The sequence below is a fragment of the uncultured Campylobacter sp. genome, assembly GCF_937997535.1.
Classification (GTDB): Bacteria; Campylobacterota; Campylobacteria; order Campylobacterales; family Campylobacteraceae; genus Campylobacter_B.
On sequence record NZ_CALKTT010000005.1, the window covers coordinates 26,510 to 38,620 of the forward strand.

The following is a 12,111-nucleotide window of genomic DNA, read 5'->3' on the forward strand; positions in this document are numbered from 1 at the left end:
TAAAAAATATCCTAGGCGGATACTTCGGAAGGGAGATTGCGGGCGATTTTAGAGTGCTGAAAGAGCATGAGATCGCGCGCTGCAACGACGCGGCGAAATTTCCTTTTGAGGGCGACAGCAGGCTGCTGCGCGAGTTTTGTATCTTTGCAGAGGGCGGCACCGGCGATCTTTGGCTACTAAGCTCTGGCGGCGAGATCGCGTTTTACGACCATGATTTGGAGTTTTTGTCCGAGGCAAATTTGAAAAAATTCGATCTCAATCTTGCAGGCTGGCTAAAGATCGCGGAGCTTTTTTGCAAATTTGAAGCCGTTAGCGACCCGAGTAGCGCGCAAAAGGCGGAGTTTAAGCAAAGCGTAGCTAAAATCTGCCCGCAAATTTTAGAAATTTGGGAAATTTAGGCGCTATTTGCGGCGCCTAAATTTAATCGCAAAACAGGAGCAACGATGAAATTTATCGCATATTACGACTCGCCGCTTGGTAAAATCACGCTCGCAGGCGATGGGGCGGGGCTTTGCGGACTGTGGTTCGAGGGCGAGAAATACTACGCGCACGCTCTTGCGGCGAGCGGCGCGGACGGCAAATTCTGCACGCGCGATATTGCGGCAAAAACAGATGCCGCCGCGAGAGAGGATTGCTGCGAGAAAGGTCGTGCGCTAGAGGCGAAAAGCGGGGCGGAAAAAAGCGAGGTAGCGCCGATCTGCTCGCAAAAGAGCAGCGCGCCGCGAGCGAAACACAGCGCGATTTTGCGGCGCTGAAAAAGAGCAATATTACGGCAAAAGCGGCGAACAGCGCGGACGGCAAATTCTGCGCACACACACTTATAGCAAGTGAAAAATTCTTCACGCGCGGTTTTGCAGTTAAAGACACGGGCAAAAAACCTCGCGCCACCAATCTTTCGGTGCAAGGCGCGAGCGGAAAATTCTGCACGAACGAGCAAAACGAGCAAAGCGGATACTTCGAGGAAAAAACCTAGCCGTTTTCGATCAAACTAAGCGCTGGCTCGATCTGTATTTTAGCGGACACGAGCCGGGTTTTACGCCCGCTCTAAATCCCGCGGACTCGGCGTTTAGGCGCGCCGTGTGGGAAATTTTGCTTAAAATTCCATATGGCAAAACCACGACCTACGGGCAGATCGCGCGCGAAATCGCCGCAGCACGCGGGCTAGCGAAGATGTCCGCGCAAGCCGTGGGCGGCGTCGTAGGGCACAACGAAATCTCGATCATCATCCCCTGCCACCGCGTCGTAGGCATGCACGGCAGCCTCACGGGCTATGCGGGTGGCATCGATAGGAAAATAAAGCTACTGCAGCCAGGGGGCGTCGATATGCGAGGGCTTTTCACACCCCCAAATAGCACCGCGCCGTAAAAATGCAATTTAAGCGGCTAATAGCGCGCCAAAGGCCCAAAAATAGCTAGTCGGATAGCAAAGCCGCGCAAGATGGGGCTTGCCGCCAAAAGGACGATAAGCGTTGCGAGCCGTATCGCTAAATGAGCCTAGCTACGCCGCTGAAACGGCGCCCCGTGCGAAACTCAAATCGGCGCACCGCAAAATGTCCCGCACCGATGCGCTCAAAGAGCGGATTGAGTAAATTTTAAAATTTCGCCGCTTTTTCTCCGCCTCCCGCAGAAGCCGCATCGATTTAAAATTTTAACGCACCGAGGACGAACAGATCGACCGCCAGTTCGGCTGCTGCAAAATTTACGATAGCCAAAATCTACAAGCGGCGCCGAAACGAGCGCGAAAGCCTGCAGTGAAAAAACTAATAGGCGGCGTCGCATCTGCTTCGTAAAACTACGGCGGGTTGATTGCCGAGGAGCCCGCTTAAATTAGCGTTTTAAACCGCCGCGCAAAAAAGATGAATTTTATCTTTTCACGTATGATGATTTGCGCCGCATCTACAAGCAAATAAAGCTCGCAGGCTCTTAGCGATCGGTAGCGCCGCTGCTACGCCGTTTAAACCTGCGCGGATCTAAAAATTTTATAAATTAAAATTCCATGTCGCGGACAATTTAAAATTTCGCGCTTCAAACGATCCGCAAATTCCGTGCTTCAGGCTGCGGCGATTAGATCTTAGCACTCCCAGCGGTGCTTTTTCATATTGACGCGCTCGCCTCTAAATTCCACGCCTTCGGCCTCTAGCAATTCGCGCTGAGCCGTGAAGCTCGCCGCCAAGGCGCCTGCGTGATTTACTACGCGGTGGCACGGATAGTCGCCGTAGAGCTCTGCTTGCGAGAGTACGCGCCCCACGAGCCGCGAGTGAGCGGGCAGCCCGATCAGGCGCGCGATCTGTCCGTAGCTAGCGACCCTGCCCGCGGGGATCTCCTCCACAAGGGTAAAATTTCATAGATCAAATTTTGCGTCAAAACCATGGCGCGATTATACTCTTTCGCGTTTAAGCTTAGGCGAAAATTCGCTAAATTTAACCTCGTGCCGGCGCCCTGAATTTTATTAAATTTAGCCGCGCTTTTAAATTTTACGACGCGGCACCTCGCCTAATTTCGAAATTTAGTAGTTTTAAAATTTTACCTTGCCGAGGCCTGCGCGCAAGCGAAATTTAAACCGAATATTCAGTCTCCCTTTATATGTAAAGGAATATAATTTCAAAATAGATATCAACTTTGATTTAAAGGAGAAAAGATGCAAAATCAAAGACGAGACCTACTAAAGGTAGCCGCTTTGGCGGCGGGCGCTGCGATGCTCAGCACGAGCGAACTAGCTGCGAGCGAAAAGGCATTTAAGCTCTCTAAGCGCGATCATAGCAAGCAAAGAGCGCTGCTGCTCTCAAGCTCGGGCTACAAGGACACGAAGTATCTATCGCACGCGGTGGCGTGGATCGGTAAATTTGCGCAGGAAAACAATCTCTCGGGCAAAAAGATCGTTTTCATCCCTTACGCGAGCCTACGCAGAAGCTACGACGAATATGAAAAGCGCGTCAAAGAGGCGCTTGCGAGCTTAAACTTAAACATCGTCGGCGTCCATCACGCTAAAAACGCCGCGAAGGAAGTTGCGAGCGCGGATTGCATATTCGTAGGTGGCGGCAACACCTTCAAGCTCGTGCACGATATGTACGAAAACGAGCTCATCGCCCTAATCAGCAAAATGGTCGAGGACGGCACGCCGTATATCGGCTGGAGCGCCGGCTCAAACGTCGCGGGCGCTACGATGATGACGACGAACGATATGCCGATCATCGAGCCCGAGTCGTTTAATACCTTCAACATCTTCCCGCACCAGATCAATCCGCACTTCATCTCGGGCAAGCCTGCGGGGCACAACGGCGAGAGCAGAGAGGAGCGGCTGGAGGAATTTTTGATCGCTAATCAAAAATCGACAGTTTATGCGATGCCGGAGGGTACGGCGTTTTGGCTTGAGGGCGAGAAGGCGACCGTGCTCGGGCCTGCTGCGGTGCTAAAGATGAACTACAACAAAAAGGTCGAATTAATCGAGCCGAGAAGCTCGTTTAAGTATTGATCGCACCCGCTTAAATTTAGCCGAGAGGTGCGCCAGGCGGCACCGCTCGTTTGAATGCGTAAATCGGCTAAATTTTAATTGCGGCGCTCGGTTAAATTCGGGCGCCGCTTTTAAATTTACGCGGCAAAGCGCACTTTTCTTATGTGAACGCATGGTCAAAAGATAAACATCGATTTAAAGCGGCGCGCGATCGCCGAAGCCATAAAGAGTAAAATTTAAAACGCAAATAAAATGCCCCGCGTCCGCCTTCTTATGCCGCTTTTACCCCATACATCGCGGATATCCTTGCCGGCTGCGGCGGGACGGTATATTTGCAAAAAAGAGCGCCTATGGCGCCGCCAAAACAGGTTCGAATCACCTCCGAAACTTAACCGACCTGAGGCAAAGCTTAAAATTTTTATCTCGCTGGAATCACCGCAAGAGTCCGAATTGCCTGCAAAGATATTTCACGACGATATGTATCGAAGCATCATAGAAGGCACGGGCGAGCAGAGACGCAAGAAGCTATAGAGATGATCGCGCTGCGACTCGTCGCAAAAAATCTGAGCGCGGCTACTTGGGGAAATTTTCTCCGGAAATAAATTCAAAAACGACGAAGCGATCGGTCGCGGGCTTAGCTGCGGCGCTTCTTTTTACAAAGATTATTTTTACGCGAAGCGCTGCGCGGACGGTAAAATTTTAAAATTTGATCCAAACGACGACAAACTGCCGAATATTACGACGCTGTAAACGAGCGGCATCGCTAGCGCGAGCAAAGGCGGCGCTTACGCAAAAAAAGCGCTGCTTGAATCACGCGCGCTTTTAGAATTTAATTGTTTTCCCGTTTAAACGGCTTGATTATGCAAGAAAAGGCGGCATCGCTCGCGCAAGGCCTTCATGCAAGCAAAAGGTCGCTCCGCCACATCGTAAGCCGCACGATCTCAAAGCTGCTTTCGCCACCGCTAGTTTGCGCCGCTTCGCAGACGGCTCGCAAAGGGCTATAAATTTAAAACGCCTGCAAATTTAAGCGTTTAGCCACTATGAACGTATCCACTCAGACGCCACATTAGGCTTCGTTGCAGGCGCAAATTTAAACGGCAGGGCACAAGCAAATTAAAATATAGCTAACCTTATAATGATCGCAGCTAGGCTTACGCTCCTCGCATTTAGCGTCGCTTTTACCGATCGCAAGCGAGCAAAGCGGCGAGTATCCCTCGGGGATGCCCGCACGAGCTGCGAGAATAGGCTCGTCAAAAAGCGTAACGACGACTGTATTTATCGGGCACGAGGCAAGCTCAAGCGAGGTTGCGCGAAGCTGCATATTTTGCATCACAGAACCCATCGCCCAGTAAATCCCGCGGTGTAGGTTTTCAAGCTTGGCGCCTTCGCATTCCTTCGGCAGTTCCGTCGCGAGTTTACCCGAAAGCAAGATAAGAACGGGCGCGCCGTAAAGCGTAGTTTTGGTTTTCATCCCCATATTTTCAAGCATTTTGCCGAATTTCTTAACGGCCGCCGCATCAAGCTCGCGCAAAAGATCTTTGTCCGTAATAACGCTTATGTGAGCGTCCTTCGTGGTAAAAAGAGCGGGCGCCAGATACGCTGCCACCAAAATCGCCTGGATCTCCTCTTTTGACGGGACTTCGGCGTTAAATTCGCGCACGCTTCGACGCTTTTTCATAGCTTCGAGTAGTTGCATTTTCTCTCCTTAAATTTGATTTTATATTTCAGGCTCGCCGCGCTTTACTCAAGCGTCCGCAAGCAGCCGTTTAGCCTAGTATCTTTTTCACGCACGCTTTTATCTGTTCAAAGCTAGCCGTCGGCTCAAATCTCGCTACGACTTCGCCGTTTCTATCCACTACAAATTTCGTAAAATTCCATTTCACGCCGTCGCCTTCTAGAATTTCGGGGAAGTTACTTTTTGGCGATTCTTCAAGTTTTGCGCTTAACGGATGGGCGGCATCAAAGCCTTTAAATCCCTGTTTTGAAGTTAGAAATTTAAACAGCTCTATCGCACTCTCGCCGCGCACGTCGCCTTTTTTTTAAATAGCTCAAACGTTACGCCAAAATTTAGCTTGCAATTTTGCTCTATCGTCTCGTCGTCATCGGGCTCCTGATGAGCGAAATTATCACTAGGAAAGCCCAACAACAAAGCCCCTTGTCTTTAAACTCCTGATTTAGCGCCTCAAGCTCCTCGTATTGGTTCGTAAAGCCGCATTTACTGGCCCGTATCTGCGATTAGCAACACCTTGCCGCGGTACTTCGCCCATAGACTTTTGCTCGCCTCTGCCTGTAGTTACGTTATGTCGTAGATTCGTATTTTTTCTCCTTTGTGGCACTTTTCGCCTTAAAATTTTGGATGGATTTTAGCGAGCGAATGTGTTCTTAGTGTGTTCTTTTGCGATTTTAAAAATTTATCTGCCGTCCCATTCGCCACTCCTACATAAATTTGCCGAATTTTACCATAATTCGTCCGCCTACTTGCGGCGCGAACGATCCTTTTTAATTCGCTCATTACGGATACGGGCGAGCTTGCACGGCGCCGTATAAATTAGCAAGATGAGGCGCGGAATTTCCGTCCGATTTCCAAAGTTCGGGTTTGAGCTTAAATTTAAAAATCCGCATCGTCGCCGTAAGCTGAAATTTTGCGCGATTGTTTTAAAATACGTTTAAAATTTTAAGGAGAGCTCATGGCGTTTTCAGATTTTTTCAAAAAAGGCGGCAAAAATAGCGCAAACGCCGCAAAGATCGGCAAGACCGCGCAGGAGCGCAAGGATATAAGCATCGAAATTTTAAAATCGCAGGGCGTGCCGCACATTGACCATCTGCCGCTGCGATACGAGACGGACGAGGTTTCCCCGCGCGAAAAGGACGAGGTCATCGCCCGCGCGATCTGTTCTTACGCCGCGATAATGTGCGCCTGCTCGATCAGAGACGAGGGCAAGCTCGCGGATGAGGGTAAGCGGGGCGCGCAGGGCTTTCTAGATAACCGCTACGGCTGCATATACAAGCTCACGCGCATGGAGCGCCGCGTCGTGCAGGGCGAGGCGAGCCGCGACGAGGCCGTAAATATGGGCTGGAAATACGAGTCGCTGTGGGCGCTGATGTGGGCCATGGGGCTCGTGGAGGAGCTTAGTTTTCCGAGCAAGATCTGCGACTGCGCCTTTGTGATGGACACCTTTAGCGGCGGTGATTTTTCGGCGCGCGTGAAGCTGCGCGATACGGATGAAATCCTGCAGGCGCTTGATCTCATCTATCGCTACCACTGGGCGTGCGTCAATGCCCGCGTGCACGGCTCAGACTGCGCGGGGCTCGACGAAGAGGTCGTGATGGAGAGGCGCGGCGGGTTAGAGTGGCTGTGCTGCAAGGGGGCGGAGAACGATAATCTGACGGACGAATATAACGCATGGGATTATCCTGATCTGAACACTTAGCGACCCCTCTTTTCCTACTTATACTTCTTTAAAATTTGATTTTCAAGCTCGGCAGGCTATCTTGCCTAGCCTACGCTTAAAAATCAAATTTCGCCTCGTTTAAGCGAAAAAATACTGCGCCTTATATTTGCGCGTTATCCCGTAAGCGTCTTTAAATGAGTTTGAAATTTTAAGCCTGCGATAGGCTATCTGCCTTATCTTGACTTAAAATTTCTGCACAACATTTAAATCCATCTCGCAATACTGCCGCCTGTATTTTTGCGCTAAAATTTAGCCTCGATCGCGCGCTGTTTTTTCTAAATCCAAAATATTTGCCGACGGATCAAAAAGCATACCGAATGTGAAAAATTTATGAATTGATTGGGGATAGAATTTTAAAATTCTGTTGCAAACTACACAAAGCGGATCACGAACGCAGATCCGCCGAAATTTCAGACGCGGTCTGCTAAATTTCAGGATGCCGTGGAATTTTAGAATTTAAAGTTGCGGGCGAGCGAGGCGCCCGTCCGCGTGTTTTAAGCCCGCCAAATTTAAGCGGGCAACGTCTGCACCGCAGACCTAGAAATTGCATCAGCCATGCGTCGCAGCGCTTCCGCTCGCAAACGCCGCCGCATTGAGCGCCGCGTCGTAATCTGGCTCATCTACGATGTCGTCCGTGATCTGCTTATAGGTGATCTTGCCCGCGGTATCCACGACGAAAACCGCGCGGCACATTAGCCCCGCAAGCGCGCCGTCCGCGATCAGCACGCCGTATACGCGCGCAAACTCCTTATCGCGAAAGTCGCTTAGGGCGCGCAAATTTTTGATCCCCTCGGTCGAACAAAATCTGCCCGCAGCAAATGGCAGATCCATCGAGATCACGAAAACCTCGGTATTTTTTATGCTCGCCGCGCGCTCGTTAAATTTGCGCGTCTCGGTCGCGCACACGTCCGTATCCAGGGACGGCACGGCGATGATGACCTGTGCCTTGCCCGTGCCGCCGCCGACTTTGACCTCGCTAAGATCGGCCGCGACTAGGCTGAGCTCGGGCGCCTTATCTCCAAGCTTAAGCTTGCTGCTCAAAAGACCGACGCTTACGCCTTGTAATTTAGTTTGTTGCATGATTTTCCTTTGTTTTGAAATATTTAAAACGGGCGCATTATAAGCCCGCGAAAACAAACGCCTGCTAAATCCGAAAATAGGCAAGTTCGTGCGTCGGCTCGGCCTATATGAGCGGCGCGTAGATCGGTCTGCAAAGATGAAATTTTACGGCGCGAAGTAATGCAGTAAAAACACTCTACTACTAAAATATCGTGACTTAACATAGCGCTCTTTGGATTACAATCCGAGCATAAGGCTGCACCGAAGGTAAAATTTCGCCCCGTTTGCGCGATCTCGCCTACGGCGATTTTGTCCGTGAATTAAAAATCAAAGCGCTATAACGACATGAGTGCTTTCTCTGCGAAAGAAAGAAATCTCTAGTAAAACGATAGGCGCGACGTCTTGGACATACTTTAAGTTACGGCTTTAGATTTTTAAATTTAATTAAAATTTTTTGATCTAAATTTACAATCTACAGAAATGAAAATTTATGGATTGAAATTTTATTTGAAGCTAGAGTATGAGCTAAAATTTTGGCTCATGAAGTAGGTTAAATTTAAACGCCATTTTAAAATTTAAAGAAGCGCCGGGGTTGGCAATAAAGTTATCGCCGCGCCCTAGCGCTCGTTAAGCTTAGCCGTTGCGCTTTTTGATGATCTCTTCGCCTACGTTTTTAGGAACCTCGTCGTAGTGATCAAATTCCATCGAATAGGTCGCACGACCCTGCGTCTGAGAGCGCAGATCGGTCGAGTAACCGAACATCTCCGAAAGCGGGCAAAATGCGTCGATGATCTTATTGCCGCCGCGTTCGCTCATATTATTGACCTGTCCGCGGCGCTTGTTTAGATCGCCGATGACGTCGCCCATATACTCCTCAGGGGTTTCTACCTCGACCTTCATCATAGGCTCCAAGATCACGGCACCCGCTTTTCTAGCGCCCTCTTTAAAGCCCATAGAAGCGGCAAGTTTGAATGCCATTTCGGAGCTATCGACTTCGTGGTAGCTTCCGTCATAGACCGTTACGCGCACATCCTCGACCGGATATCCCGCCAAAACGCCGTTTTGCATCGCCTCTTGGCAGCCCTTATCGACTGCGGGGATGTATTCTTTCGGAATCGCGCCGCCTTTGATATCGTTTACGAACTCATATCCGGTGCCAGGCTCCAAAGGCTCTAGGCGCAAAAATACGTGACCGTATTGACCGCGACCGCCCGACTGCTTGGCATATTTGTATTCCTGCTCGACCTTTTTGCGGATAGTCTCGCGATATGCGACCTGCGGCTGTCCGACCTCGGCCTCGACTTTAAATTCTCTAAGCATTCTATCTACGATGATCTCGAGGTGCAATTCGCCCATTCCCGAAATGATAGTTTGTCCGCTCTCCTCGTCGGTCGCAACCCTAAAGCTTGGATCTTCTTGCGCCAATTTTTGAAGCGCGATACCCATTTTCTCTTGATCGGCTTTGGTTTTAGGCTCTACAGCTACACTTATAACGGGATCAGGAAATTCCATACGTTCTAAAATTACTTTATCTTTTTCGCTAGCTAGAGTATCGCCGGTAAGGGTATCTTTAAGACCCACGACAGCACCGATCTCGCCCGCATAAAGCTCCTTGATCTCTTCGCGTTTATTTGAGTGCATCCTTAGCAAGCGTCCGATGCGCTCTTTTTTGCCTTTGCCAGTATTTACGACGTAGCTGCCACTTTCCAAAACACCGCGATAAACGCGTACAAAGGTAAGCTGACCTACAAAAGGATCGGTCATAATCTTAAATCCAAGGCCCGCGAACTCGCCCTCGTCGGTAGAGCTTACATGAACCTCGCTGCCATCCTCATACTGCCCCTTAATCGCAGGCACTTCATCAGGCGCAGGTAGATAATCTACGACCGCATCTAGCAAAGGCTGCACGCCCTTATTTTTAAATGCGGTACCGCATAGCATAGGAAAGAAGCTTAGGCTTAAGCAGCCTTTCTTGATGCCCTTTTTAATCTCTTCTACGCTTAGCTCTTCGCCGTTAAAATACTTCTCCATCAAAGCTTCATCAGTCTCTGCTACCGCCTCAATCATCTTGTCGCGATATTCCTGTGCTTTTTCTCGTAGCTCGGCAGGAATTTCAACGATCTCCGGAGCAGAAGGACCCTTGCTGTCATCCCAAACGAGCGCTTTCATAGTGACTAAATCGATAACGCCTTTAAAATCGTCCTCAGCGCCGATCGGAATTTGAATAGGAACTGGATGAGCCTTGAGCCTATCTTTTACCTGCTGTTCGACATTATAGAAATTTGCACCGACGCGGTCCATTTTATTTACGAAAATAATGCGCGGAACATGGTATTTATTCGCTTGACGCCAAACGGTCTCGCTTTGAGGCTGAACGCCACCTACAGAGCAAAATACTGCTACCGCACCATCTAAAACGCGCATCGAGCGCTCGACTTCGATAGTAAAATCAACGTGACCCGGAGTGTCAATCAAATTTATCTGATGATTATTCCAAAAGCATGTGGTAGCGGCAGATGTAATCGTGATGCCGCGCTCGCGCTCCTGCTCCATCCAGTCCATCGTAGCGGCGCCCTCGTGAACCTCGCCAATCTTATGACTCATGCCGGTAAAAAATAGAATTCTTTCGCTCGTAGTGGTCTTTCCGGCATCGATGTGGGCGGCAATACCGATATTTCTAACCATATGCAAAGGGGTTTTTCTTGCCATGATGCCCTCCTACCAACGATAATGCGCGAAAGCTTTGTTGGCCTCCGCCATCTTGTAGGTATCTTCTTTCTTCTTAAACGAAGAACCTTTAGAATTTGCGGCGTCCATAAGCTCGTAAGCCAGGCGCTCTATCATCGTGCGCTCGCTTCTTTTTCTCGCAAAAGATATGATCCAGCGGATAGCCAAAGCCTGCTGTCGAGCCGGCCTGACCTCGATCGGAACCTGATAAGTTGCGCCGCCTACACGACGAGATTTTACCTCCATCAAAGGCTTAACGTTATCAATGGCATCGTTAAAAATTTCTATACCTTTCTTCTCTCCGCCTTTATTGTCGATGAAATTTAAGGCGCCGTACATGATCTCGGTAGCGACGCTCTTTTTGCCGTCAAACATAAGCGAATTAATAAATTTTGTGATTACTTTGCTGTCATAAATCGGATCGGGCATAACTTCCCTAACGGGAGCTTTTCTTCTTCTCATTTTATTCCTTCAAATTTTAAAATTTTACTCAAACTCGGCAAAATCTAGTGCCGGTCTGTTTAGGCCAAACTATTTTTTAGGTCGTTTAGCACCGTATTTTGATCTTGCAACGGTTCGTTTCGCAACGCCTGCAGTATCAAGCGCACCGCGGACGATGTGGTATTTAACGCCCGGTAGGTCCTTTACACGACCGCCGCGAACTAGCACGATGGAGTGCTCTTGTAGATTATGACCTTCACCGCCGATATAGCTGATGACTTCAAATCCGCTAGTAAGCCTTACTTTGGCAACTTTACGAAGCGCAGAGTTTGGCTTTTTAGGGGTCGTGGTATAGACCTTAGTACAAACTCCTCTTCGTTGAGGGCAATTCTTTAGCGCCGGAGACTTCGATTTCTCGGTAATCTTCTTGCGCTCTTTTCTGACCAATTGATTTATGGTTGGCACATCTTTCCTTTCACAAAAATTTATTCAAAAAGATTTGGATTATACTTTGTTTAAACTTACAGAAACGTAAATTTAACTAAATTTTAATCTCTAATCAGTACAAACTCTCCGCCGCCGCAGATCACTAGGCAGATCGCAGCAGAAAGATACAGATATACGATTTCCAGCTCAAATCCGCCCACGCCGGTAAGCGCACTCAACGGAGTATGTAGAACATATATTATCATGAGCGCGTTTGCGATCACAAGCAGAGCGCCTATGCGGCAAAATACGCCTATGATTATCATCGCAGGCGCCAGCACCTCGCCTACATATGCGCCGTAAGCCACCAGATCCGGAATTCCTCTGGCTACCAACATCGATTTTACGCCGTCTATGCCGTGAGTGAGCTTAAAAATTCCGTGCATTAAAAGACAAACTCCAAGCCCCAACCTGATAAACAACAGACCGAAATTTATGTTGATCATATTCATGTCTCATCCTTTAAATTTAGGTAAATTTAGGGCTTTTTGCCCTA

The 12,111-nt window shown here is 49.1% G+C and carries 15 protein-coding genes and 1 pseudogene; 7 read left to right on the plus strand and 9 right to left on the minus strand.

The genetic code is table 11. The features are described 5' to 3' along the window. The first annotated feature begins 66 nt into the window (after positions 1–66). The 4 genes from Q0117_RS10595 (at position 67) to Q0117_RS00820 (ending at position 1,365) form a co-directional block, all read left to right on the plus strand. Positions 67–180, plus strand: a complete 114-nt coding sequence (locus Q0117_RS10595) for a twin-arginine translocation signal domain-containing protein (RefSeq protein WP_366807613.1) — start codon at positions 67–69, stop codon at positions 178–180. A gap of 59 nt (positions 181–239) precedes the next feature. Beyond that, complete coding sequence (locus Q0117_RS10600; RefSeq protein ID WP_366807615.1) at positions 240–398, plus strand: hypothetical protein; 159 nt, start codon at positions 240–242, stop codon at positions 396–398. Between the two features lie 45 nt (positions 399–443). Beyond that, on the plus strand, positions 444–755 hold the full coding sequence (locus Q0117_RS00815) for a hypothetical protein (RefSeq protein ID WP_297921246.1): 312 nt from the start codon (positions 444–446) through the stop codon (positions 753–755). A gap of 322 nt (positions 756–1,077) precedes the next feature. Further along, positions 1,078–1,365 carry an MGMT family protein gene (locus Q0117_RS00820; protein ID WP_297921249.1) on the plus strand — a complete coding sequence of 96 codons (288 nt, stop codon included), beginning with the start codon at positions 1,078–1,080 and terminating at the stop codon, positions 1,363–1,365. A 705-nt stretch (positions 1,366–2,070) separates the two neighbouring features. Here the strand turns inward: Q0117_RS00820 and Q0117_RS00825 are convergent. Then, complete coding sequence (locus Q0117_RS00825; RefSeq protein ID WP_297921252.1) at positions 2,071–2,328, minus strand: MGMT family protein; 258 nt, start codon at positions 2,326–2,328, stop codon at positions 2,071–2,073. 309 nt (positions 2,329–2,637) lie between these two features. Between Q0117_RS00825 and pepE the strand changes: the two genes are divergently transcribed. Together pepE and Q0117_RS00835 are read left to right on the plus strand one after the other, a co-directional pair. Next, positions 2,638–3,471, plus strand: a complete 834-nt coding sequence (gene pepE / locus Q0117_RS00830) for a dipeptidase PepE (protein WP_297921255.1) — start codon at positions 2,638–2,640, stop codon at positions 3,469–3,471. Positions 3,472–4,310: 839 nt separating this feature from the next. Then, the gene (locus tag Q0117_RS00835; RefSeq protein ID WP_297921257.1) at positions 4,311–4,454 is read left to right on the plus strand and encodes a hypothetical protein; all 144 of its coding nucleotides are present in this window, start codon (positions 4,311–4,313) and stop codon (positions 4,452–4,454) included. An 86-nt stretch (positions 4,455–4,540) separates the two neighbouring features. On the opposite strand, the gene Q0117_RS00840 is transcribed toward Q0117_RS00835, so the two are convergent. The 3 genes and pseudogenes from Q0117_RS00840 to Q0117_RS10605 all read right to left on the minus strand — a co-directional run bounded on the left by Q0117_RS00840 (position 4,541) and on the right by Q0117_RS10605 (position 5,679). Continuing rightward, complete coding sequence (locus Q0117_RS00840; RefSeq protein ID WP_297921260.1) at positions 4,541–5,146, minus strand: nitroreductase family protein; 606 nt, start codon at positions 5,144–5,146, stop codon at positions 4,541–4,543. A gap of 70 nt (positions 5,147–5,216) precedes the next feature. Beyond that, positions 5,217–5,477 (minus strand): hypothetical protein, encoded by a 261-nt coding sequence (locus tag Q0117_RS00845; protein ID WP_297921263.1) that lies wholly within the window; start codon positions 5,475–5,477, stop codon positions 5,217–5,219. After that, positions 5,456–5,679, minus strand: a pseudogene (locus Q0117_RS10605) (hypothetical protein). The gene Q0117_RS00845 and the pseudogene Q0117_RS10605 overlap by 22 nt, the downstream one beginning before the upstream one ends. 458 nt (positions 5,680–6,137) lie before the next feature. On the opposite strand from Q0117_RS10605, the gene Q0117_RS00850 reads away from it, so the two are divergent. Further along, complete coding sequence (locus Q0117_RS00850) at positions 6,138–6,881, plus strand: DUF4272 domain-containing protein (protein WP_297921266.1); 744 nt, start codon at positions 6,138–6,140, stop codon at positions 6,879–6,881. 570 nt (positions 6,882–7,451) lie between these two features. Here the strand turns inward: Q0117_RS00850 and tpx are convergent. The 5 genes from tpx to Q0117_RS00875 all read right to left on the minus strand — a co-directional run bounded on the left by tpx (position 7,452) and on the right by Q0117_RS00875 (position 12,067). Further along, positions 7,452–7,982: a thiol peroxidase gene (tpx, locus tag Q0117_RS00855; RefSeq protein WP_297921269.1), complete on the minus strand. Its 531-nt coding sequence runs from the start codon at positions 7,980–7,982 to the stop codon at positions 7,452–7,454. Between the two features lie 612 nt (positions 7,983–8,594). Continuing rightward, a complete protein-coding gene (gene fusA / locus Q0117_RS00860; RefSeq protein ID WP_297881524.1) occupies positions 8,595–10,670 on the minus strand; it encodes an elongation factor G in 2,076 nt (691 codons plus the stop codon). Between the two features lie 9 nt (positions 10,671–10,679). After that, entirely contained in the window at positions 10,680–11,150 is a 471-nt protein-coding gene (gene rpsG, locus Q0117_RS00865) for a 30S ribosomal protein S7 (protein ID WP_177386837.1), read from the minus strand. Between the two features lie 69 nt (positions 11,151–11,219). Beyond that, positions 11,220–11,594, minus strand: a complete 375-nt coding sequence (gene rpsL, locus Q0117_RS00870; protein WP_005872613.1) for a 30S ribosomal protein S12 — start codon at positions 11,592–11,594, stop codon at positions 11,220–11,222. A gap of 83 nt (positions 11,595–11,677) precedes the next feature. Beyond that, the gene (locus Q0117_RS00875) at positions 11,678–12,067 is read right to left on the minus strand and encodes a DoxX family protein (RefSeq protein WP_297921274.1); all 390 of its coding nucleotides are present in this window, start codon (positions 12,065–12,067) and stop codon (positions 11,678–11,680) included. Positions 12,068–12,111 lie beyond the last annotated feature (44 nt).

What these genes read in the sequence shown, in the direction of transcription:
- Q0117_RS10595 (WP_366807613.1), top strand. Translation starts at nt 67, where the DNA reads ATGAGATCGCGCGCTGCAACGACGCGGCGAAATTTCCTTTTGAGGGCG.
- Q0117_RS00815 (WP_297921246.1), top strand. Translation starts at nt 444, where the DNA reads ATGAAATTTATCGCATATTACGACTCGCCGCTTGGTAAAATCACGCTC.
- pepE (WP_297921255.1), top strand. Translation starts at nt 2,638, where the DNA reads ATGCAAAATCAAAGACGAGACCTACTAAAGGTAGCCGCTTTGGCGGCG.
- Q0117_RS00835 (WP_297921257.1), top strand. Translation starts at nt 4,311, where the DNA reads ATGCAAGAAAAGGCGGCATCGCTCGCGCAAGGCCTTCATGCAAGCAAA.
- Q0117_RS00840 (WP_297921260.1), bottom strand. Translation starts at nt 5,146, where the DNA reads ATGCAACTACTCGAAGCTATGAAAAAGCGTCGAAGCGTGCGCGAATTT.
- Q0117_RS00850 (WP_297921266.1), top strand. Translation starts at nt 6,138, where the DNA reads ATGGCGTTTTCAGATTTTTTCAAAAAAGGCGGCAAAAATAGCGCAAAC.
- tpx (WP_297921269.1), bottom strand. Translation starts at nt 7,982, where the DNA reads ATGCAACAAACTAAATTACAAGGCGTAAGCGTCGGTCTTTTGAGCAGC.
- fusA (WP_297881524.1), bottom strand. Translation starts at nt 10,670, where the DNA reads ATGGCAAGAAAAACCCCTTTGCATATGGTTAGAAATATCGGTATTGCC.
- rpsG (WP_177386837.1), bottom strand. Translation starts at nt 11,150, where the DNA reads ATGAGAAGAAGAAAAGCTCCCGTTAGGGAAGTTATGCCCGATCCGATT.
- Q0117_RS00875 (WP_297921274.1), bottom strand. Translation starts at nt 12,067, where the DNA reads ATGAATATGATCAACATAAATTTCGGTCTGTTGTTTATCAGGTTGGGG.